Consider the following 24,517-nt stretch of genomic DNA (forward strand, 5'->3'; position numbering starts at 1 on the left):
AATCACATTGAAAGTTTTAACAGCTTATAATCAAATTTAAAAAATGATAAACTCTGAATATCTAAACAACCTTAATAATGCTCAAAAAGAAGCTGTTTTATACCTTGATGGACCATTATTGATTGTTGCAGGGGCTGGATCTGGAAAAACAAAAGTTCTAACCTCAAGAATTGCCCATATAATTAATGAAAAAAAGGCCTTTCCAAATCAAATCTTATCAGTGACTTTTACTAATAAGGCTGCAAAAGAAATGCAAAACAGAGTCAGCTCTATATTAAATTCTGAAGCTATAGGGCTCTCGTGGCTTGGGACCTTTCATTCTATATGTGCAAAGTTGCTAAGAAAACATGCACCTGCGGCTGGACTAACTTCTAATTTTACAATTATTGATATAGATGATCAGGTAAGATTAATCAAAAATATATGTAAAGCTGAAAATATAGACATAAAACAATTAGCCCCAAAATTTATTCTTTCAATAATTGATAGATGGAAAAATAAAGGTTTCTATCCAGATGAAGTTGTTATCAATAAAAATGATATTTTTGAGAGAACTATAATCCCTCTTTATAAAATCTATCAACAAAAGTTGTTAGATTTAAATGCATGTGACTTTGGAGATTTAATTTTACATGTAGTTAAAATTTTAGAAAAAAATCAAGATATAAGAAATATTTATTCAAATAATTTTAAATATATACTTGTAGATGAGTACCAAGATACTAATTATATTCAAAGTAGATGGCTTAATCTACTCTCTGAAAAACATAAAAATTTGTGTTGTGTCGGAGATGACGATCAATCCATTTATAGTTGGCGTGGAGCAGAAATAAAAAATTTCTTAGAATTTGATCAAGTTTATAAAAACTCAAAGGTAATAAGATTGGAAGAAAATTATCGTTCTTCACAAAATATATTATCCGTCGCTTCAAATCTTATAGCTAATAACCAAAACAGAGTTGGAAAAACTTTAAAAACAACAATGGAGGAAGGAGATCTTGTAAAACTTAATTGTTTTAAAAATGGAAAAGATGAGGCAATAGGAGTTTCTGATGAAATTGAAAAAAAACTTAAAAAAAAATATTCTTTCAACAATATTGCTATTTTAGTTAGAGCTATTTTTCAAACAAGAGAGTTTGAAGAAAGATTTTTGAAAATTGGTTTACCCTATAGAATTCTTGGTGGTACAAAATTTTATGAAAGAGCAGAAATTAAAGATTGTGTTGCGTATTTAAGGTTGATTCACCAACCAAAAGATGATTTAGCATTTGATCGAATAGTGAATAATCCTAAAAGAGCAATTGGAGAAAGTACTATAAAATTAATTCATGAGTTTTCAAAAACAAACGCTGTTAGTTTAGAAATTGCTTCTAAAAAATTAATTGAAGAAAATTTAATTAAACCCAAAACTAAAATTGGTCTTAGCTCTTTTTTATTCCTCATGGATAAGTGGAGGAATGACATTAACATTAAAAAAATTAACCATGTGAAATTATTACAATTAGTTTTAGATGAATCTGGCTATTCAAGTATGTTAAAAAATAAAAAAGATCTAGAAAATGAAAACAGACTTGAAAACATTAAAGAACTTTTAAGTGCGATGAAAGATTTTGATAATTTAGAAAGTTTTCTAGAACATGTTGCTCTTGCTACCTCAGTTGATCAAGATTGGGATGGAGAAAAAGTTAACATGATGACAATGCATGGATCTAAAGGACTTGAATTTGATGTAGTTTTCTTACCAGGCTGGGAAGAAGGTCTTTTTCCACACCAAAAATCTATTGAAGAAAAAGGCCAAAATGGGCTTGAAGAAGAAAGGCGATTAGCTTATGTGGGAATAACAAGAGCCAAAAAAAAAGCACTTATATCTTTTGCTATGAATAGGTTTTATCAGGGAAACTGGATAGACAGTATGGCTTCAAGGTTTATTGAAGAGTTGCCAGAAAAATTTTTAGAAAAAAATTCTTTTTTTGACGACTCTAAAGATAATGAAGAAGATTTTGAGTTTAATCAAGATTTTGAGATTGAAGAAGGAACTAGAAGTCCTGGATGGATAAGATATCAAAAAAGAATTAAATGATTTTAAAAAAAATAAAAATTTTAAGAAATAAATTTAACCAATATGACATTGATGGTTACATTATTCCAAAAAATGATGAGTATTTTTCTGAATATGCAAAAAATGACAGGTTAAGAAATATTACAGGCTTTTCAGGTTCTGCAGGTTTTGCGGTGGTTTTAAAAAAACATAATTATTTATTTGTTGATGGAAGATATACTATTCAAGCACATCAACAATCATCTAAAAATTTTAAGATAATTGAAATTCATAAAAAACTACCCCATACAATTATTAAAAATTTTAATTTAGGTTACGACCCAAAACTATTTACATCCAAATTACTTAGTAAATATTTTATAAATAACAACCTAGTTTCTATTGATAAAAACTTAATTGATCAAATATTTAGATTTAAAGAAAAAAATACAAAGCCATTCTATTCTCTAGACAAAAAAATTGTAGGTGAAACTTATGGTTCGAAAATTTCTAAAGTTGTAAAATTTCTTAAAAATATCAAAGCAGATTATTGTTTCATTTCTGCACCAGAAAATGTAGCTTGGCTTTTAAATATACGAGGATATGATAATCCTAATAGTCCAATTGCAAATGCAAGACTAATATTAAATAAAAAAAAAGAATTATTTTTAATAGCAAATAAAAATAATTTAAAAAATCTTGTTTTAGATAAAAAAATTAAAAAAAACCAAGTTTTATCGATCAAATCATTTCCAAAATTTTTAAATAATTTAGAAGGTAGAAATTTTATTATTGATAGTAAAACTTGCTCAATTTTTTATGAAAAAATGATTAAGTCAAAATTTAATATACTTAAATTTGATGATCCAGTTTATGAATTAAAATCAATCAAAAATTCTACTGAAATAAAACATATGATTGAAGCCCATAAAAAAGACGGCTTAGCATTAACAAGATTTATTTATTGGATTAAAAACATTAACAAAAAAAAAATAACAGAAGTATATGCACAAAATAAATTAGAAAAATTTCGAAAGCTAAATAAAGATTATTTATTTCCAAGTTTTGATACTATTGCTGGTGCTGGTTCAAATGGTGCAATTGTTCATTATAGAGCTAATAGAAAAACAGCCAAAAAAATTAAGCAAAGTGACATTTTATTGTTAGATTCTGGTGGACAATATCATTACGGAACTACGGATGTTACTAGAACCATTTCATTTTCAAAACAAAACACATTTATCAAAAATGCTTATACAAATGTCTTAAAAGGCCATATTGCTGTTGCCCTAACAAACTTGAATAAGGATAACACAGGAAAAAAAGTAGATATAAGAGCTAGAAAATTTTTAAAAAAAGAAGGACTAGATTATGCTCACGGAACAGGACATGGAGTTGGTTTTTTTTTAAATGTTCATGAGGGACCTCAATCAATCTCAAAACATAATTTTATAAAGATAAAAAATGGAATGATCCTAAGCAATGAACCTGGTTTTTATAAAAAAAACCACTTTGGCATTAGGATAGAAAACTTAATTTATGCTAAAGAAACCAAAAGAAGCTTTAATTTTGAAAACCTTACACTTGCTCCTCTAGAAAAAGACTTAATTAACTATGAACTATTAAATAAAACAGAAAAAAACTATTTATTTAAATATCATTTAAATATTTATTTAGAATTTTTTAGTTTACTTAATAAAAAAGAAAGAAAATGGTTAGCTACTCTTATTTAGCATTTTTAACCATTCTGCTTGATTTATAACTTTTATATTCCAGTCCTTAGCTATATTTATTTTTTTTAGAGTTGGTTTTTCTCCAGCAATTAAATAATCAAGTTTTTTATTAACATTATTAATTATTTTTCCTGAGTTTTGTTCAATCAATGATTTTGCTTCCGCCCTACTAATACCATTTAACTTTCCAGTTAACATAAAAGTTTTATTTCTTAATAACCCATCATTATTTATTAAAATTATATCTTTTATCGTAAGATTTTTTTCTAGTTCAGATAATACTTTAAGATTAATTTTGTTTAAGAAAAATTTTTTGATAGACTGAATTTGTGTAATTCCAATTCCATTAATATTAGATAAACTTTCAATATTGCTTTCTTCTGACAGTCGAAAAAAATTAGGTGCTCTTTTGAGGTGTCTTGTAATAAGCTTCGCATTTTCTTGTCCTATATGTCTTATACCCAAGGAATAAATAAATCGCTCTAAAGAAATATTTTTTTTTTCTTCAATTGAAAATTTTAAATTAGCAACTGATAATTTTCCCCATCCCTCAAGTTCTTCTATTTTTTTATAGTTAAGCTTAAATATATCTTGTGGAAGTCTAACTAATTTTAAGTTCCAAAAATTTTCAACAATTTTTTTACCAAATCCATCTATATTAAATGCATCTTTAGAAACAAAATGTTTAATTTTTTCTATAGCAATTTTTTCACATTCAAATCCCTCACTAGCACACCTTCTTACGGCATCTTGTTTTTTGGTTGTCTCATTATAATCTTTAATTGTTTTACTCCCACAAGATGGGCATTTCAGAGGAAAAATAAATTTTTTTGAGTTTTGTTTTCTTTTTTTTAAATCTACCAAAACTACATGCGGTATTACATCACCAGCCCTTTCTACTGTAACTGTGTCGCCAATTCTTATGTCTTTTCTAATAATTTCATCTTCGTTATGAAGTGTTGCATTTGAGACAATTACACCGCCAATATTAACTGGTTTAATTTTTGCAACTGGTGTTAATGCACCCGTTCGACCTATTTGAATTTCAATATTAATTATTTCAGAAATTGAACTATTGGCAGAGAATTTATGTGCAATTGCCCATCTAGGTGCATTTGCAGCAAATCCCAATCTTTTTTGTAAACTAAAGTCATTAACTTTGTAGACAATTCCATCAATATCAAACGCTATTTCTTTCCTTTTTTCTTCCAGGTTTTTATGGTTTAGCATTAAATTTTTAACACCTGAGATTTTTTTATTAAATGGATTTATCTTAAAGCCCCATATCTTCAAATTTTTCAAAAACTCAGTTTGATTGTAGATCTTCATTTCTTTGGCATGACCATAGGTGTATGCAATAAATTTTAATGGAATGTTAGCTGTAATTGCTGGATCTTTTTGTCTTAATGATCCTGATGCTGCATTTCTAGGATTGGCAAATTTTTCACTAATTTTTTTGAAATCATTATTTTCAATAAATACTTCTCCCCTAATATCAATTTCATTAGGAAAGTTTTTTTCATTTACTTTCTTAGGAATATCACCAATAGTTTTTAAATTCTGGGTAATATCTTCTCCTGCTACACCATCCCCCCTAGAAAGTCCTTTTATAAATTTTCCATTAACATAAATTAATGAAGCGGATATTCCGTCAATTTTAGGTTCAACACTATAATCAATTATATTTGTTTTATTTAAGCTTAAAAAATTAAATATTTTTTTTTCAAAACTATTTAAATCTTCTTCGTTGAAAGCATTTCCAAGTGATAACATTGGAACTTTATGTTTTACTTTTTCAAAATTTTTTGATGGTTTAAAGCCAACTATTTTTGTAGGTGATCGATCATTATTTAGAAATTTATACGAATTTTCTAAATCAATTATTTCCTTTTTAAGTAAATCATATTCTTGATCTGAAACAATTGGATTATCCTTGTCATAATAGTTTTTATTATATTCTTCTAATAATTCAATTTTATGCAAATAATCTTTACTTATTTTTTTCTTATCCATTTATTAAAAAAGTTTTTTAAATTTTTCTTTTAAACTTTTTTTCTCACTTTTAATTTTATCTACTTCATATTCTTTGTTAAATATATTGTAAGTTTTTCCATACCATTCACTAGATAGATAATTATATCCTAGTAAACTTGCATATTTTTTAGCTTCACCTTCTAGACCTATTTTGTAATGAATTTCTACCAACCTATGTATTGCCTCTTCTGTATAAATTGTGGTGTCATAATCATTCAATATAGTTTTAAATCTATTGATTGCCGCTATCCATTTTTCTTTTTTTATATAATGTCTACCTAAATACATTTCCTTTGAAGCTAAAATATCGTTTATTAAACCGATTTTAAATTTTGAATCCAAGGCAAAATCAGTATTTGGGTAATTTTCAATTACAAATATAAATTTCTTTTTAGCTTCCAGTAGTGGTTTGAGATCTTTTTTTTCACCTTCGATATTTTCGTAATATGATAAGCCCATTAAATAATACACATAATCTAACCTAGTGTCTTTTGGATATGTTTTTAAAAATCTTTCTAAATTATATATGGCTTCAAAATAATTACCCTCAATGTAATAAGCATAAGATGCCATTAGAGAGGATTTTGACGCCCAATCAGATTGTGGAAACAATAACTCTGCTTCTAAAAATTTTTTAGTAGCAAAAAACGTATCATTTTCTTCTAGCGCTTTTACTCCCTCTTTGTATGCCTGTATCATTTCATCTTCTTGATTAATTTCTTTGATTAAAGAAATTTCTTTGTCATTTTTTGCACAAGCATTTAGAACTAGGATTACAAATATTATTAATTTAGATAAAAGTTTCATTTAGTTTTACTATAATTTATATAATAAAAAAAATTAAGCGATAGACCTTAAATGACTTCTGTTTATAAAGGTATTTGGTAGATTCTTTTCAGTAATCTCAATTAGTGAAAAATTTTCATCATTTTGAAAAACTTTTCTTAACAATTGGTTTGTAAGTTTATGACCACCTTGAGAACAAACAATCTTTCCAATTATTTTATAACCAGCTAGATATAAATCTCCCATACAATCTAAAATCTTATGGTTTACAAATTCTTTTTTATTTCTAAGGCCTTCTTCATTTAAAATTTCATTGTCCTTAACAACTATTGCATTCTCAAGGCTACCACCTTGAGCTAATCCCATTTTTTTTAGCTTTTCAATATCTTCAAAAAGACAGAAGGTTCTTGAATTATAAATATCAGTCAAATCTGACTCAAATACATTTACAGAGTTTTTTTGTGTTCCTATTGTCTCATTTTCATATTTTAGTTCAAAATCTATATCCAAACTAACCTTGCTTGGTTCTATAGAAATTGTTTTTTTGCCATCATTAAATTCAATTCTTTTTTCAATTTTAATTATTTTTATTGGTGCTTCACTATTTTTTATTCCAGCTTTGGATATTTCTTCAATAAAAAGTTTTGCTGATCCATCAAGAATTGGAACTTCCTGATTGTCAATCTCTACCAACGCGTTATCAATTCCTAGGCCATATAATGCTCCCATTAAATGCTCTATTGTTGATATACTAACTCCACTTTCATTTGCAATGGTTGTACAAAATACTGCACTACTAACATTAAAAATGCTTGGAACTATTATATTATTTTCCTTTAGATCTATTCTTTTAAAAAGAATCCCTGAATTTGGTTTTGCTGGCTTAACCGTCATAGTTACACTTCCTCCACTATGAAGTCCAACACCTTTAAAGGTAATATCTTTATTGATAGTTTTTTGATTAAGAACTGACATTATTATTCTTATAAATAATTGGTTTAAATTTAGAAAAACAATAAATGTTACAAGAAAATACTAGTCTATTTGAAAAAATGAAAAAGTTTTTCAAAAAAACCCTGTTTTATTTGTATTTTTGGCACAACTACAACCTCTTGTTTGTTGTGTGTTTTTATTAGTTTGTAACCAGACTGACAAACATCTTCCAGGGTTTCCTCTAAAAAATCGATATCTTTAGAAAATGAAATTTTATCTTTAAATTTATTATCTAAAATTTTTGATCCTTCTCCCATTAGTATCATCTTAGGTTGACTGTTTATCTTCGTATTTGCGGCAAGGGATTTATCACATAAATCCAAAATCTCTTCTGTTCTAGCAAAAGCTATTTTTTGCAGCATTTCCAAAGAAAAATTTGGATTATCAGCTTGTGGGTTATTTTTTTCAAAATTTAATTTAAGTTTTTCTGCTTCGTTAATGTCAATCTTTAAAAGTAGAGAGATATCTTTAGTAATATGATTTCCACCTATTGGCAGAGCGTCCAAAAAGATTAATTTATCATTGTTAAAAGAAATAATTGATGTTTTTTTAAAACCAATATCAATGAAGGACATCTCACCTTTTAAATCTAAATTATTTTTATAATTGATAGATTTTGCATAACTAGAAGAAATTATTTGATTAATTGATATGTTTAATTCTGAAAAAATATTTTTAAAGCTAAGTACTAACTCACTTGGAAGACAAATAAAAATAATATCAAGTGATATGAATTGGCAATCAATTTCATCTGGTAGCTCAGAATAATCAACATTATCAATTTTATAATTATTTATAATTATGTGTGCAATATTATAATCTGAATAATATTTTTTTATTTGCTGTTTCGCTTCTTGAATTAAAAATAAAATATCATCTTGTCTTAATTTCAGTTCTTCAATTTTTTTAAATACAGAAATTGCAACAGAGATCGTTTTTGAACTATCTACCATCAAATCTATATTATCAATATATTCATTTGTGGATTTTTCTAATGATGCAACAATTTTTTGAATGTCTAATTTAAAATTATATTGATCTGTATAAAAATTACTCTCAATAAAAAAAGGGTTGTTCGCACCTTCTTCATTAAATGCACCTGCTCTTATTTTTGAAAAGCCACAGTCAATTATTGTTTGAAATTTTTTATCACTCATTACTTAATAACTAAATGATTTTTTACCCTCAAATCAATAAATTTATTATCTTTAAAATTATCATTATTTATAAGCTTCTTAGATAAATTTAATGATGCTACAATATGTTCTTGTGGTAGCCTAATCAAAATATCGTTATCAGTTAAAATATCCCACCTTCCAGATGGGAAAAAATATAATGTTTTTAAATTTGAAAAAGAAAATATAGATTTTTCAATATTCTGTTTAAATGACAAAAAATCAAGAGAATTAAATTCACCAAAGATATATGGAAGTAATTCGTTGTTATTTTTGTCTTCAATTAATTTACCATTAGCACCTACTAGGTATTGACCATTATTAAAAACTCGAGCAATAAATTTAGTTGGTTTAATTTCAATATTAAGTGTTGATGGGTAAATTTTTTTTATACTAAACTCTTGTATAATATTATGTTTTTCTAAAATTTTTTTTATTTCATCTTTGCTAATGACAAATATACTTTCATATAAAAAGTTATTAAGATTATCTGAGATCTCTAAATTTTTCCTTTCCGAAAGGCCTGTAATATTAATTTTACTTACTGATGAAGATAGTGTGTTTTGATCATTTTTAAACTTTGCACTAGTAGTGCTTAAAATGAATAAAAATAATAAATAAATTATTATCTTTTTATTTTTATCTGTTGATTGATGCATCTTTTAGAATCCATTCAACTAATTTTATAAAGCTTATACCCTTATGTTTTGCTATCTCAGGGACCAAAGAAAGTTTAGTCATTCCTGGCTGAGTATTTATCTCTAGTAAATAAAATTTCCCTTTAAAAAATTTAAAGTCCGATCTAGTAACACCTTTACAGCCAATAATTTTATGAGCTTCTCTTGCTATACCACTAATTTTAGCTAGATTATTTTTGCTCAAATCTACAGGAATTATGTGCTTGGTCTTAGCGTTTGAATTATATTTTGCCTCATAATCATAAAACTTTCTTTTGGGCTCAAGTTCAATTGCACCGAGTATTTTATTATCCATTATTGCAACTTGGATTTCTCTACCTGGTATAAATTCCTCAATTAATATTTCATTATAACCTCTTAAAGCATTTAGATTTTTTATTATATTAGTCTTGTCACAAATATATACGTGAACGCTGGACCCTTCATTTATAGGTTTTGCTACTACAGGGAATTTTAATTTTTTTTCAATTAATTTTATAATATTAAGTTTATTTTTTTTATAATTAAATTTAATATATTTTGGAGTAAGTATTTTATTTTTAATAAAAATTTTTTTTGAAATTTCTTTATCCATTGCTATAGATGATGCAATTATACCTGAGTGCGTATATGGAATTTTTTTAGTCTCTAAAATCGTTTGGATATATCCATCTTCACCAAATTGTCCATGTAGTGCATTAAAAATAATATTTGGTTTAAATAAAGTAATATCTTTTGATAGATTTTTATCAGGCTCACTAATTAAAACCTTATATCCATTTTTGATTAACTCTTTGGCAACTTGCTTTCCAGTATCTAGGCTAATTAGCCGCTCCTTGGATATACCACCAGATAATATTAAGATTTTTTTTTTCATTTTATTTTAAAATTTTAATTTCTTTTTCTAATACTATACCAGTTTTTTTTTCTACACTTGTCTTAACAAATTCAATCAGTTTATTCATATCATCAAAGCTAGCATTATTTTTATTTACAAAAAAATTACAGTGCTTATTTGAAATGTGAGCATCTCCAAAGCTGGTATCTAGTGCTACAGATTCTTTTATCAATTCCCAAACTTTTTTATCAGTTTGATCAATTGGATTCTTGAATGTGCTGCCACTTGTTTTTAATTTTGTTGGTTGTGCATTATCTTTCTTTTCCTTTAATTCTAAGACTTTTTTTTCGATTTCTGCTTGATTTTTTCTTAATCCTTTAAACGATGCACTTAAAAAAATTAAGTCCTCTTTTAAATCATTGCTTCTGTATTTAAATATAACTTTACTCGCTGGTATTGTTAAAACCTGTCCATTTTTATCTATTGCTTGGATTGATACTAGCACATCTTTAAACTCTTTATTAAAACATCCAGCATTCATCTTTAGCCCCCCACCTATAGTACCTGGTATGCATGCTAAAAATTCAAATCCACTTATTCCATTATTCAATGCAAAATCAGAAAGCTTTTTATCGAGACAGGCACTGCCTGCTATAATGACATCATTTGGTAATATGGAAATATTGGAAAAATTTTTCCCTAACTTGATAACAACACCATCAAATTTTTGGTCACTTATAAGAGTATTCGAGCCTGCACCTAAAATATGTACTTTTTCTTTTTCCGCAAATTTTTTTAAAAATAAAATTAAGTCAGGCAAACTATCCGGTCTAAAGTAAACTTTGGTTTGTCCACCAATATTAAACCAATTGCTTTTTTTTAAATCATAGTCAAAGTCAATCTTACTACTAATTTCATTGGAAAATTTTCTTATTTCTTCAATGCTCATTTGATCAATTCTGGTAATTGTTTCATCCATGTTGAAATTGTGCCCGCACCCATTCCAACAACTATTTTTTTACCAAAAATAGTATTTTTAATAAATTTTGCTAATTGATACTGATCCTCAACCATAAACAGTTTTACTTTTGAATTTTTAATAATATCTTTTGCAAAATTATTATATTTAAAACTTAATTTTATTTTTTCTCCAGCTGTATATATAGGACATAATATTACAACATCAGCTTTTTTAAATGATAAGCTAAATTCTTTTTTAAGATCTTTTAGTCTCGAAATTCTGTGTGGTTGAAATATACAAATCACTTCTTCTTTCTTATAAGCAGCTCTCACACCATTTAACACTTCTCTAATTTCAGTTGGATGATGGGCATAATCATCATAAAAATTAGTTTCTCTATGTGTAAAAATTTTATTAAATCTTCTTTGAACACCCTTAAATTCTTTCAATCCTTTTTTGATAATATTTTGTGATATTCCAATTGTTAATGCCACAGCTACTGTTGCTGTAGAGTTTCTAATATTATGAATTCCTAATAATGGTAATTTAATTTTTCTTATAGTTAAATTCTTTTTCCCTGGCAAATTTATAGCAAGATCATATTGGGAATATTCTTTTTCTTGTTTTATATTTTTAATACAGAAATGTGATTTATGGTCAATTCCATATGTATAATAATTTTTCATTTTTAATTTACTTAATAAATCTTTATTATTTTTGTCATCTATACAAATAAAAGACTTCCCAAACGAAGGGACTTTATTGATAAATTTAATAAATAATTCTTTAAGATCTTTCATTGAATTATAAAAATCCATATGTTCACGATCAATATTTGTTACTATAGAATAAGTTGGTGGCACATGTATGAAGCTACCATCTGACTCATCAGCTTCTAATATACACCAATCACTTTTACCTAGTTTTGCAGAATTTTTTATTGCATTCAGGACACCACCGTTAATAATTGTTGGATCCAATTTTGTCTTTGAAAATATTGAGGCTAATAGAGACGTGGTTGTTGTTTTTCCATGTGAACCTGTAACAACTATATTTTTTGTTAAAGAGACTATATTTGCTAACATCTCTCCTCTTTTATAAATGGGTAATTGTTTTAGTTTGGCTTCAATTAATTCAGGATTATTATTTTTAATAGCTGATGAAATGACAACAATTGTTGCTTTTGCTATATTTTTTTTAGTATGGCTAATTGTAATTTTGATCTTATCTTTTTTTAATCTTTCAATATTCTTATTTGCAAGGATGTCGCTACCCTGGACATTAAAACCCATTCTTTTCATAATGAGTGCAAGGCCACTCATTCCAATCCCCCCTATACCAACAAAATGTATAATTTCAGTTTTAGCTAATTCAATTTTCATTAATAACAGATATAATTTTCAGATTTATATTATTCCATGTGTTTTCATAGTTAAAATCTTTCATGTTCTTTTTTTTAGCAAGATATTCTTCTTTATTATCAATAATATTAATTAGTTTATCGAGTAATATTTTCTCATCTATTTCTTTTTGATTTAGCAACCAATTGAAGCCAAGTTTATTATAAAAATAAGCATTTTCAAATTGATGGTTATCTTTTGAAGTTGGCAAAGGTATTGCTAAATATGGAGTCTCAGTAAAATTTAACTCAGCTAGAGTTGATGCACCTGCTCTAGTAATGCATAAATCTGTTTTTTGCATAAAATTTATAACATCATCATTAAAATTGAATAATTCACAATTAATATTGTTATTTTCATAAGTTTTTTTAAAACTTTCAAAGTTAATAGAACTAGTTTGTTGATAAATTTTTAGTTTATATTTTCTAGATAATTCAATAATTGTATTTTTAACTAAATCATCGAATATTTTAGCTCCTTGACTACCACCTATTATAAGTAAATTAATTGTATCTAAGGAGTTATTGCCATCTCTCATATCATAAAAATTTTTTCTTAATAATGCTGGAATTACTTTAATTTTATTTTTAAATTTAATAGGAAATTTTTTGACGTTATTAGAATAACAAAATATTTTTTGACAGTAACTTATAAAGAACCTATTTGATCTGCCTAAAACCATATTTGGTTCAAATAATAACAACTTAATATTTAAAATTTTAGCACCTAAGCATAGGGGTAGCGACATATATCCGCCTGTCGAAATTAATATATTAATTTTATTTTTTCTTAAAAAAATAATAGATTTGAAAATCAAAACTATCATTGAAAGAAAATCAAATAGTAATGTTAGTAAATTTTTTGAAATTGACCTTACATTAAATATTTTTAAATTATATTCATCTTTGTTTAAAAATTTGATACCCCTAAGATCAGATGTCATGGAAACATCAAAATTACGCTCTAAGTGTTTATATATTATAGTTGCAGGTATAACATGGCCTCCTGATCCACCGGTACTAATTAATATTTTTTTATTCATTTAATCAATTTTTCTTTTTGTTAAATTTAAAATTATTCCAGATAATATAGAAACTCCTACAATTGAAGAACCTCCATAACTTAAAAATGGCAATGTTATTCCTGTTGTGGGAAATAGCCTTATATTTACTCCAAGGTGTATTAGTGCTTGAAAAATTATTAGACTTATTGTTCCTGTTAGCACTAGTTTATTTTTTTCGCTTTTTTCTAAGTAAATTTTTTTAAAAACAGAATAAATAAAGAACAAAAATAAGATTAATAACAATATTATTGTGATAACACCAAACTCCTCAGAAATAACTGAGACTATATAATCGGTATGAGCCTCTGGGACTCTTGTCTTTAACGTTCCTTCTCCAATTCCTTTGCCAAAAAAACCACCACTACTGATTGCCTCTATAGCTTTATCTGATTGAAAATTATGTGTTCCTCCATCAGGGTTAAAGAAAGATAGAATACGACTTTTTATGTAAATAAATTTTGGGATAAAAAAAATCACATATAACAGCGTTAAAATAGCAAAACTTATAAATATTAAAATGAACAGTAGATTTATACCAGATACAAAAACTAATATTGTCCAAGATAAAAATACCAACAACGTTTGACCGATGTCGGGCTGCATTATTAACAGTAAGCAAGTTGGGATAATAGCAATAATTGTCAATAAATACTTGATATAAATATTATAATTTTTTTCACTACATAAAATTGTTGCTACAAAAATAATTATAAATGGTTTTAATAATTCAATTGGTTGAAATTGAGGAAGAAAAAAAAAATTCAACCATCTTTTTGATCCTTTAACTTCAGTACCAAAAATTGGAACTAAAAATAATAGAAATAAAATAACAAAGAAAAGATAAATAGAAATTCTAAAAAGATTCTTTTCACTTAAAGAAGAGAAAAATACTAAAGTTGCCAACCCAATAAAAATATAGGTCAGATGCTTAAAAAAGAAAAAATAATTATTTGTATCTAATTTATCAGAAGCAATTAATGAAGTTGAAACTAAAGAAAAAAATAAACCTAAACTAAATAAAAATATTATTAATAAAAAAATTGTTTTATCTATATTTTTCCACCAGTTATAATGCATTGAGTTGAGCGAACTAATATTTATCATTTTATATATTTTTTTATAAGTTTATTAAAATGTTTTCCTCTTTCTTCAAAGTTTCTAAAACTATCAAATGATGCAGATGCTGGACTAAAAAGAATTGTTTTTTTAATAAAATTATTTTCATTTTTAATATCTAAAAAAATCTTAGCCATTAAAGTCTTTAAATTTAAAAACAATTTAAATTCCATGTTATTTTTTAATTGATTAATAAAAAAATTTTGATTTTTTCCAAAAATGTATACCTTAATGTTTTTACAATCATTTTTTTTAAGTAAAAATTTATCTCCCTTTTTAGGTAAACCACCCATTATCCAATAAATATTTTTTAATGATTTCAATAATTTTTCTGACGAAGAAAAGCTTGTTGCTTTAGAATCGTTAATAACTTTTAAAAATTTAGAATTATGAATTATTTCTTGTCTAAAACTTAATCCTTTAAAATTTTTTAGTGTTTGTAATAGCAGTTTATTTTTTAAATTTAATAGCTTTGAAACCTTCAGTACAAATGTCAAATTTTCTTTATTACTATCTGTATCAAAAAAATAATTATCAATTTTTTTAATAAACTTATCGCTTGTATATTTTTCTATTTTCAAAATTGATGGTGCAAATTTTTTTTTCTTTAATTCTCTTTTAATGTAGAAATTTTTTGTATTTAAAATTGCAATATCATTTTTAGATTGATTTTTTATTAATTTAAATTTAGCACTTACATATTTGTTTATAGTCTTGTGTCTTTCGAGGTGATCTGGTGCAATATTTAAGATTATAGATATATTTGTCTTAAACAACTTACTATATTCTAGTTGATAAGATGAAGCCTCGATTACAAATAGAGTGTCTTTTTTGATCTTTTTTTCGAGTAAAATTGGATTACCTATATTTCCAACTAAACGAACATCTTTTTTTTGGTCTTTTAATATATCGTACAAAAGTTTAGCAGTAGTTGATTTTCCATTTGTGCCTGTAATAGTTATTTTTTGATTAAAAGCATATCGACTATAAAAAATGTCTAAATCTGTATAAATTTTTTTATGATTTTTTTTTAAAAATCTACTTAATTTGCACTTATTAATGTCTATTCCTGGACTAATTATAATACAATCAAATTCCTTTTTAGTTATTTCTTTATGTGTTGTGTGAATATCTTTAATTTTTTTTTTAGCAATTTTTCGATCATCAAATAAACTAATAACATTGCTTTTTTTTAAAAAACTATAAGTGGATAGACCGCTTTTACCCAGACCATAAATCAATATTCTTTTTTTAAAAAAGTTTTTTTCTAGATTTAACATTATCTAAGTTTTAATGTCGCTAATCCAATCATTGCTAAGATTATTGATATAATCCAAAATCTAATTACAACTGTTGATTCTGCCCAACCTTTTTTTTCAAAATGATGGTGTATAGGTGCCATTCTAAAAATTCTTTTACCTGTTAATTTGAATGAAAATACTTGAATTATAACTGACACAGCTTCTAGTACAAATAACCCACCTGTTATTGCTAAAACAATCTCGTGTTTAGTAATAATACCAATTGCCCCTAAAGATCCACCTAATGCTAATGAGCCAGTGTCACCCATAAATATTTTAGCGGGTGGTGCATTAAACCATAAAAATCCTAAACAAGCTCCTATGATTGATCCACAAAAAACTGAAACTTCACCCATACCTACAAGATAGGGAATATTTAAATATTCTGAAAATACAATATTACCAGTTACGTAGCTAATAAATGCAAAACATGCTGCTACTAATATCACCGGCACTGTCGCTAGGCCATCTAAACCATCTGTTAAATTAACTGCATTGGAGGATCCAACAATTATAAAAATTGAAAATGGAATAAAAAACCATCCAAGATTAATAATTAAATTTTTAAAAAAAGGAAAATATAAGTTTGTTAGTTCAGTATTTTGAGATAATTGAGTTAAACCAAAAATTCCAACGATGGCTATTAAAATTTGAGAAATAATTTTAAATCTAAGTGAAACACCAGATGAATTTTTAAACTTAATTTTTTTATAATCATCATATGCACCTAATAGCCCAAACCCTGTAACAATAAATAACAAAAACCATATATGATAATTTGATAGATCACCCCAAAGTAATATTCCTGAAAATAGTCCAAGTAAAATTAAAACACCCCCCATTGTTGGCGTTCCAATTTTCTTAATTATATGTTCAGTAGGACCATCATCTCTTATTGGATTTAAGATTTTTCTTGCTGAAAAAAATTTAATAAAAGGAGTACCTATTAATAAAACCACAAACATTGACGTAAACATTGCAAGTCCCGTTCTAAATGTTAAATACTTAAATACATTTAGAAAACTATATTGATCAACTAATTGAGTAATAAGACTATAAAGCATTAAACTTACCAGTTTTTAATTTGTTAACTATATTGTTAAGTCCAGTAAAGTTTGAACCCTTAATCATTAAATAATCATTATTATTTAAATCATTTTTAATCAAATCAATTATTTTAGACTTATTTTTCAAAATGACACCTCTACGATGCTTATCAAGGTTTTTATAAGTATATAAAATATGTTTGCCTACTACATTAACATTTTTAAGAGAAGTTTTATTAATATCTTTACCGGCTTCCAGGTGTAGCTTCTTTGAATAATTTCCTAACTCCAACATATCACCCAGTATTAATTTTTTTTTAGAGTTATCGATTTTTAATTCATCAAAATTTTTTATAGCAGATTTTAATGATAACGGATTAGAGTTATAGCTTTCATCTACAATATAAATATTCTTTTTATTAAATTTAACTTTTGCAATATCTCCACGGCCTTTTGCTATCTCATAATCAAAAAATATATTTTTATCTAATTTTTGTGTATCTTTATAAATTGATATAATTGCAATTGCCGCTAATAAGTTTTTTAAATTATTTTCAAAAATTGATCTTACATAAAAATAAGTTTGTTTTTTATTAATATTTACAAATATCTTATATTTAGATTTTTCTTTAACTATTTTTTTTAAAAAGATATCTGCTGATTTATTTTTTAAACTAAATGTAAGAATATTTATCTTTTTTTTCTTAGCAGTTTTTTTATGTAAATTATAAAATTTGTCATCTTGGTTTAAAACAAGAAATCCATTTGTTTTTATATTATTAATAATTTCTGACTTGGCTAGGGCTACTTGATGAATGTTTTTAAAATTCTTAATATGTGCATAGGAAATATTTGTAATAACGCCAACATCAGGTTTAATAATTTTTGATAAATAATCAATCTCACCTTTTCTATCCATTCCAATTTCAAAAATACCAAATTCATCATTTTCTCTTAGATTAAATAAACTTAACGGTACTCCAAATTTATTATTAAAAGATTTTGGTGAATAAGTTACATTACTAATCTTACTTAAAGTTTTTCCTAACAATTCTTTAAGAGAGGTTTTTCCACAACTGCCTGTTATAGATATAATTTTACTAGATAAATTTTCTCTTAGTTTTGATGAGGCCTCTGTGAAAAGCTGTAACGTATTATCTACTATAATTTTTTTTTTAGATTTTTTTTGATTATTAGCTATTACTAATGATGCACCATTTTGGAAAGCTTCGTTAACATATAAATTTCCATCTTTATTATTTCCTTTTATTGCAAAGAATATGTCATTTTTATTTATTGTTTTAGAATTAATTGATGCATTGTTTATTTTTATATTTGAATTAATTTGAGGAGAGTTGCTAATCTCTTTTAAAATATTTATTTTAAGATTAGTTGAAAGAATTTTATTTTTTAATTTAATATTTTGTAGTATTTCCAATCTGTCAGAAAATTTATTTACAAACTTTCCATAATCTTGCGTCTGTTCATGACCTTTGCCTGCTATAACTAGAATATCACCAGTATTTAAATCAAATATAGCCTTATGAATAGCCTTAGACCTATTTGAAATTTCAAAAATTTTTGATTTATTAATAGTTTTTTTAATAGCTAATCTTATCTTTTGTGGATTTTCATCTCTTGGATTATCGTCAGTTAAATAAACTCTGTCACAGTATTGATTGGCTATTTTTCCCATCATGGGTCTCTTGTCTTTATCTCTATTACCACCACATCCAAATACAATGAAAATTCTTTTATTTTCAAATTGTTCTTTCAAATTAGACAAACAAGTATTTAATGCATCAGGTGTATGAGCATAATCTAAAATAACTTTTGATTTATTTTTTAACGTTCCAATTTTTTCAAACCTACCACTTACTGATTTTACCCTTGAGGCCAATTTTACTATTTTATCAAATTTTAAATTACTTTTTTTAGCAGCAAGCATTGCCATAAATAAGTTTTTTAATTGAATTCTGCCAATTAAATCTGTTTGCAATTTATAATGTTTTTGATTGTGTGTAATTTCAATTATTTGTTTATCATCTTTAAATTTATGTGAATAAATGTCTATTCCATTATTACTTTTTGATAAAACCTGAAGGTTAAATTTATTATTTAGTGATATTTTTTTTAAATCTTTATATTCTGGAATTTTACTATCGGTAATGATGTTTCCTCTAGATTTTAATAAACTCTCAAATAGATAGAGTTTTGATTTAAGATAATCATTAAATGTTTTGTGATAATCTAAATGATCATGAGATAAATTTGTAAAAATTGCAGTATTAAATTTCAAGCCATCAAGTCTATTTTGCTTAAGTCCATGACTAGAAGCTTCCAATATAACATTGTCAATTTTTTGTTTTTTTAAATCATTTAATGTTTTGCTTAATCCTATTGGGTCTAATGTGGTATTAGAAACATTCTTTAAATTATTTTTTGTCCTAATTCCCAATGTTCCAATAGAAGCTACTTTTTTATTACTTAAGTTGAGTAGTTGAAAATAAAAATCTGCAATTGATGATTTTCCATTTGTTCCTGTTACAGCAATTAAATTTTTGGGTTTATTTTTTGTTACCTTATACGATAATTCTGATAATAATTTTCTAACATTTTTTGATCTTAAAAATAATACTTTATTTTTTATGCCTTCAAATTTTTTCTCTGAAATAATTATTGTTGCACCTTTTTTAGTAGCGTCATCAATGAATTTACTTCCATCTGACTTTGTTCCTTTAATTGCAAAAAAAATATAATCCTTTTTACAATCTGCACTATTAAAACTAAGGCCAGCAAACCGATGATTTTGAAATTCTTTTTTAATATTTTTAAGGAAGTTGCCAATCAACATATAAGTATTAATTTTCTATATATTTTGTGGCTAGAATAGGACCAATTTTGTCTATGATTTTTCCTGCGGCTTCAACTGTTGTCCATCCTGCTGTATTTCTTGGACTGCCTAATAACTTAAATCCAGAACCATCTCTGTACTCGTACGTATAATCTTTATTGTTTTTTGTTGATTCAAGCATTACTACCAAAACAAATTTAGGATTGTTTGATGGAAAAATTGATGCAAGTGTATTAATTTTAGTTTTTGAATATATACTATTTGATACTTGCTCTGCTGTTCCTGTCTTGCCTCCTACTTGAAATCCTTCAACGTTTACTAGTTTTGCCGTTCCCTCTGAAACTACTTTTCTCATCATAATATTCATTTTTTTTGAAACATCATTACTTAAGACCTTTAATCTTTTTATTTTTTTATTTGTATTATCTTTAATTAATGTTGGTGTGATTTTATAACCCCCGTTTGAAATTATCGCATAACCTTTTGCTAATTGTAATATTGTTGTTGTTATACCATGACCAAATGCAATGGTTTCTATCTTACAACCTTCATTCCAATCTATTTTTAATGGTTTACCTACCTCATCAATATCAAAACTTATCTTATCTAGAATGCCAATTGTTTCTAAAAATGATTTATGTTTTTCTACCCCTATTTTTCTTACAATTCTAACTGATCCAATATTTCCTGATTTAATAAGAATGTTTTCTACACTCAGATCTGATGGCATTTTATTATCATATTCATTAATTGTGTAACCATCTCCACAATTAATACTTTTTTTTGAATCTAAAAATTTAGTTTCGGGTTCTATCAGACCATAATTTATTCCTGAGGCAATTGTAAAAGTTTTAAAAACTGAACCCAGTTCATAAGTTCCTTTTGTAACTCTATTAATATAGTTTACATCAACAATTGTTTCTCTTTTATTTAGATCAAAATCTGGCAAAGATACCATTGAAAGTATTTCTCCATTATTTACATTCATTAAAATAGCAGCACCACCTTTAGCATCAAAAATTTTTTGATATTTTAAAAGTTCTTTTCTTATTAAAAATTGTATGTCAACATCTACTGTTAATTGAAGTGACTTTTTTCTTTGTTTTAATTCTTCATCAAAAGATTTTTCTAAACCAGATATTCCATTATTTTCGTTATCTATCTGTCCTATAATATGACTAAAAAGATTTTTTTGTGGATAAATTCTAGTTAACCTTTCTTCTGGTCTAATTGCTTTATCTCCAAGAGACATGATTTTTTGATAATTTGTTAAAGATATTGTTTTTTCAAAATTAAAAAATTTATTTTTATTAAGTTTTTTTTCAACATCAGCGTAATCTTTCTTAGGAAAAATCCACTTTAAGTTAATTAATAATTTTTGTTTATCTATTACTTCTATTGGGCTAATACCAATATCAATTGAGCTAACAGTTTTAACCAAATAATTTCCATTTCTATCAATTATATCTGCTCTATAATCTTTTATGCTGGGTGTATAGTTTGTCTCAACGTCTAACTTTAATGAACCCAAATGAAGTAATTGTATTGAATAAATTACTGAAATCATTAAGAAAACAAAAAAAATAAAGGCTATTCTATTAAACTGTATATCTAAATTAGTTTTACTTTTTTTATATGAAAATTCATTTTCATATTCTTCTAGAATAATATTCTTTTTATTATTCATTGCCACTCTTGCTGATTAAGTCGTTTATTTCTAAAGTTTCATTATTTTTAATGATTTCTTTAATATTCATAATTTCAATTTTAATTAAATCTTTTTCAAAATATTGTGTCTGATATTGAACTAATTTTTCAGGGGAGCTTAAATAATTAAACTCAAGCAGCACATCTTCAAGTTCTGATTTTAAAGGTCTTATGTTTTCATTGATTACAAAAATTTGATCTTCTATTTCTTTTGTAGAATTTTTAACAAGTGATGTAATCAGTATTAATACGAAAATAACAACTAACACTAATTGTTTCATAGTTTTTTTGACAAATTCTCAATGTCAATTAAATATTTAAATTTATCCAAGATATCTGTTTCAAAATCAAAAAAATCTTCTTTTTTAATTACATAACGTAACTTGGCTGATCTAGAGGGTGGATTTTCACTAATTTCTTTATCACTTGGTACTATTGGTTTTTTTATAACAGATTTAAATAAATTTAATTTTTCTTCAGTTTTTGGCATATGTCTTGAGACACTTTTATTTTCAGATAAACTTTTAAAAAAGTATTTAACAATTTTATCTTCTAGCGAATGAAATGTTACAACTGCAATAACACCATCTTTTTTAACAACTTTTGCTGCATTAATTAATCCATAAATTAGTTCACTAATTTCTTTATTTACAAATATTCTTAATGCTTGGAAAATTTTAGTTGCACTATGTGTCTTATAATTTCTTTTTCTTTTTGAAGACTCTATAATTCTAACTAGCTCTTCTGTTGTGATTTCTCTTTTGGATCTGTCTACAACGATATTGTGTGCTATTCTTTTACTGTCTACTTCATCACCAAAATATTTAAATATCTTTGTAAGCTCTTTTTCATCTAATTGATTAATTGCTTCTTTTGCTGAATAATCATTTATACCCATTTTCATATTAAGTTCTCCTATGCTATCAAATGAAAGACCTTTTTTTGGGTCTTTAATCTGATTCAATGAATACCCTAAATCAAAAATTACAGCTTTAATATTTTCATCCTTTAACTTTAGATTATTTAATTGACTAAATTTGATATTTTTAAATAACAGCCTATCTTCAAAATTATTTTGAAGTTCTTGAGCTTTTTTAGAACTCTCAGAATCTCTATCTAATGCAATTACTTTTGTTTCTGGAAAGTTTAATATTTTTTTTGTGTATCCGCCTTGACCGAACGTACAGTCAATAAATGTGCCACCATATTGAGGGGTAATAATACTAATTATTTCACTTAGCAATACCGGATAATGATTTCTCACGTCTGGCATTATGGTGGCTATCATTTATTTTCTTGAAGACCATTAATTCTTTTGTCTTCTTAAAAATGCTGGAATTTCTAGATCGTCATCTTCTGAAGTATTTTCTGAAGTTTCAGTTGATAAAAATCCTTCTGTCTCTGAAGTTTCACTATCCGGGCTAAATAGATCTGGAGCTTCTTCACCCTCTACACCAAAGTTTTCAAGTCCATTAGAAACGTGATTTTCTTCTATTGAGCTACTTTCTTCAGATTCTGAAGTTGTAAGTGCTTCCTCTGAAAAAGATTGCTCATAATCATTTGATTGATTATTCTCAACAATACTTTCAACTTCTTGATTAGTGGCAGTTTGCTCATTCATCATTTCTGATGATGCAGTGTTTGTAACTGGCTCTTCAATTATTTCATTTTCTAACTTTAATGCATTTGCACCATGTGAAATGGGGCTAGTCATTGTAGGTGAAAAGTTAAACGATTGAGCAGAACTTTCGCTGTTAAAGTCTGAATAACCAGGATTTCTATTTTGTATTCTGTGAACCATATTGATTACAGATTTACTTTCTGGTTGTTGCCCATCTAATGCTGTTGCAACAATTGATACTCTAATTTTTCCATCAAGCTCAACAGATGTAATGGCGCCAATAATTACTTCAGCTTCTGGATCTACTTCAGCTCTTATTTTGTTAACAACTTCATCAACTTCAAAAAGTTTAAGATCCTTACCACCAGTAATATTTACTAGTAATCCTTTTGCACCTTTTAATGTATAATCATCAATCAATGGGTTGCTAATTGCCATATCAGTTGCTTTAGCTGCTCTACCCTCTCCTTCAGCTTCACCGGTTCCCATCATTGCTTTACCCATTGAAGCCATTACGGTTTCAACATCAGCAAAATCTAAATTAACTATACCTGGTCTAACCATTAGATCGGTTACACTTTGTACACCTTGCATTAAAACATTATTTGAAAGATTAAAAGATTCCTCAAATGTAGTTTGTTCATTCGCAACCTTAAATAGATTTTGATTTGGAATTACAATAATTGTATCCACATGTTTTCTTAATTCTTCTAGACCTAGTTGAGCTCTTCTCATTCTTGATGGTCCTTCATATAAGAAAGGAAGTGTTACAACGCCTACTGTTAAAATATTTAATTCTTTAGCAGCTCTTGCGATAACGTGAGCAGCACCTGTTCCAGTTCCACCACCCATACCAGCAGTTATAAAAACCATGTTTGCACCTTGAAGTGTATTCACAATTTCATTTAAAGATTCATCTGCAGCTGCTTGACCAATGTCATGCTTTGCACCAGCACCCAAACCTTTTGTTAAATTTAATCCAATTTGAATTCTCGCTTTAGCTTTACTTGATTTTAAATCTTGCGCATCAGTGTTTACTGCTATGAACTCTACTCCTTGAAGTCCATTATCAATCATTTCATTAAGTGCATTTCCACCTGCTCCGCCAACTCCTACAACTAGCAGTCTTGGTTGTAATTCTTTTATTTCTGGTGATTTAAAGTTAATTGTCATT

19 protein-coding genes are annotated in these 24,517 nt (G+C 26.3%); 2 read left to right on the plus strand and 17 right to left on the minus strand.

Annotated features, from left to right (window positions below):
• Positions 1 to 43 precede the first annotated feature (43 nt).
• Positions 44 to 2,080 (plus strand): ATP-dependent helicase, encoded by a 2,037-nt coding sequence (locus ABXT61_RS05425; RefSeq protein ID WP_415314797.1) that lies wholly within the window; start codon positions 44 to 46, stop codon positions 2,078 to 2,080.
• A complete protein-coding gene (locus ABXT61_RS05430; protein WP_415314798.1) occupies positions 2,077 to 3,771 on the plus strand; it encodes a M24 family metallopeptidase in 1,695 nt (564 codons plus the stop codon). The genes ABXT61_RS05425 and ABXT61_RS05430 overlap by 4 nt, the downstream gene beginning before the upstream one ends.
• Here the strand turns inward: ABXT61_RS05430 and ligA are convergent.
• From ligA to ftsZ, 17 genes are all read right to left on the minus strand, one after another.
• Positions 3,754 to 5,784 carry an NAD-dependent DNA ligase LigA gene (gene ligA, locus ABXT61_RS05435; protein ID WP_415314799.1) on the minus strand — a complete coding sequence of 677 codons (2,031 nt, stop codon included), beginning with the start codon at positions 5,782 to 5,784 and terminating at the stop codon, positions 3,754 to 3,756. The genes ABXT61_RS05430 and ligA overlap by 18 nt on opposite strands.
• A 3-nt stretch (positions 5,785 to 5,787) precedes the next feature.
• Positions 5,788 to 6,612, minus strand: a complete 825-nt coding sequence (locus tag ABXT61_RS05440) for an outer membrane protein assembly factor BamD (protein ID WP_415314800.1) — start codon at positions 6,610 to 6,612, stop codon at positions 5,788 to 5,790.
• A 33-nt stretch (positions 6,613 to 6,645) separates the two neighbouring features.
• Positions 6,646 to 7,566 (minus strand): UDP-3-O-acyl-N-acetylglucosamine deacetylase, encoded by a 921-nt coding sequence (gene lpxC, locus ABXT61_RS05445; protein WP_415314802.1) that lies wholly within the window; start codon positions 7,564 to 7,566, stop codon positions 6,646 to 6,648.
• Between the two features lie 65 nt (positions 7,567 to 7,631).
• Entirely contained in the window at positions 7,632 to 8,741 is a 1,110-nt protein-coding gene (locus tag ABXT61_RS05450; RefSeq protein WP_415314803.1) for a cell division FtsA domain-containing protein, read from the minus strand.
• Entirely contained in the window at positions 8,741 to 9,418 is a 678-nt protein-coding gene (locus ABXT61_RS05455; protein ID WP_415314805.1) for a cell division protein FtsQ/DivIB, read from the minus strand. Before ABXT61_RS05455 ends, ABXT61_RS05450 begins: the two co-directional genes overlap by 1 nt.
• Positions 9,399 to 10,313, minus strand: a complete 915-nt coding sequence (locus tag ABXT61_RS05460; protein ID WP_415314807.1) for a D-alanine--D-alanine ligase — start codon at positions 10,311 to 10,313, stop codon at positions 9,399 to 9,401. The genes ABXT61_RS05455 and ABXT61_RS05460 overlap by 20 nt, the downstream gene beginning before the upstream one ends.
• A gap of 1 nt (position 10,314) precedes the next feature.
• Positions 10,315 to 11,253: a UDP-N-acetylmuramate dehydrogenase gene (gene murB / locus ABXT61_RS05465; protein WP_415314808.1), complete on the minus strand. Its 939-nt coding sequence runs from the start codon at positions 11,251 to 11,253 to the stop codon at positions 10,315 to 10,317.
• Positions 11,220 to 12,617: a UDP-N-acetylmuramate--L-alanine ligase gene (gene murC / locus ABXT61_RS05470; RefSeq protein WP_415314810.1), complete on the minus strand. Its 1,398-nt coding sequence runs from the start codon at positions 12,615 to 12,617 to the stop codon at positions 11,220 to 11,222. Before murC ends, murB begins: the two co-directional genes overlap by 34 nt.
• Positions 12,607 to 13,677 carry a UDP-N-acetylglucosamine--N-acetylmuramyl-(pentapeptide) pyrophosphoryl-undecaprenol N-acetylglucosamine transferase gene (locus tag ABXT61_RS05475; protein WP_415314812.1) on the minus strand — a complete coding sequence of 357 codons (1,071 nt, stop codon included), beginning with the start codon at positions 13,675 to 13,677 and terminating at the stop codon, positions 12,607 to 12,609. The genes murC and ABXT61_RS05475 overlap by 11 nt, the downstream gene beginning before the upstream one ends.
• The gene (locus tag ABXT61_RS05480; RefSeq protein WP_415314813.1) at positions 13,678 to 14,775 is read right to left on the minus strand and encodes an FtsW/RodA/SpoVE family cell cycle protein; all 1,098 of its coding nucleotides are present in this window, start codon (positions 14,773 to 14,775) and stop codon (positions 13,678 to 13,680) included.
• Positions 14,776 to 14,798: 23 nt separating this feature from the next.
• On the minus strand, positions 14,799 to 16,094 hold the full coding sequence (gene murD / locus ABXT61_RS05485) for a UDP-N-acetylmuramoyl-L-alanine--D-glutamate ligase (protein WP_415314815.1): 1,296 nt from the start codon (positions 16,092 to 16,094) through the stop codon (positions 14,799 to 14,801).
• Entirely contained in the window at positions 16,094 to 17,179 is a 1,086-nt protein-coding gene (gene mraY, locus ABXT61_RS05490) for a phospho-N-acetylmuramoyl-pentapeptide-transferase (RefSeq protein WP_415314816.1), read from the minus strand. Before mraY ends, murD begins: the two co-directional genes overlap by 1 nt.
• Complete coding sequence (murF, locus tag ABXT61_RS05495) at positions 17,169 to 20,015, minus strand: bifunctional UDP-N-acetylmuramoyl-L-alanyl-D-glutamate--2,6-diaminopimelate ligase MurE/UDP-N-acetylmuramoyl-tripeptide--D-alanyl-D-alanine ligase MurF (RefSeq protein WP_415314817.1); 2,847 nt, start codon at positions 20,013 to 20,015, stop codon at positions 17,169 to 17,171. The genes mraY and murF overlap by 11 nt, the downstream gene beginning before the upstream one ends.
• Positions 20,016 to 20,022: 7 nt before the next feature.
• Positions 20,023 to 21,702 (minus strand): peptidoglycan D,D-transpeptidase FtsI family protein, encoded by a 1,680-nt coding sequence (locus tag ABXT61_RS05500; protein ID WP_415314818.1) that lies wholly within the window; start codon positions 21,700 to 21,702, stop codon positions 20,023 to 20,025.
• Positions 21,695 to 22,003: a cell division protein FtsL gene (locus ABXT61_RS05505; RefSeq protein WP_415314819.1), complete on the minus strand. Its 309-nt coding sequence runs from the start codon at positions 22,001 to 22,003 to the stop codon at positions 21,695 to 21,697. Before ABXT61_RS05505 ends, ABXT61_RS05500 begins: the two co-directional genes overlap by 8 nt.
• Positions 22,000 to 23,010, minus strand: a complete 1,011-nt coding sequence (gene rsmH / locus ABXT61_RS05510) for a 16S rRNA (cytosine(1402)-N(4))-methyltransferase RsmH (protein WP_415314821.1) — start codon at positions 23,008 to 23,010, stop codon at positions 22,000 to 22,002. The genes ABXT61_RS05505 and rsmH overlap by 4 nt, the downstream gene beginning before the upstream one ends.
• An 18-nt stretch (positions 23,011 to 23,028) precedes the next feature.
• Complete coding sequence (gene ftsZ / locus ABXT61_RS05515) at positions 23,029 to 24,516, minus strand: cell division protein FtsZ (RefSeq protein ID WP_415314822.1); 1,488 nt, start codon at positions 24,514 to 24,516, stop codon at positions 23,029 to 23,031.
• Position 24,517: the final 1 nt, after the last annotated feature.

Origin of the sequence: Candidatus Pelagibacter sp. Uisw_137, assembly GCF_047720245.1 — a bacterium.
GTDB lineage: Bacteria > Pseudomonadota > Alphaproteobacteria > Pelagibacterales > Pelagibacteraceae > Pelagibacter.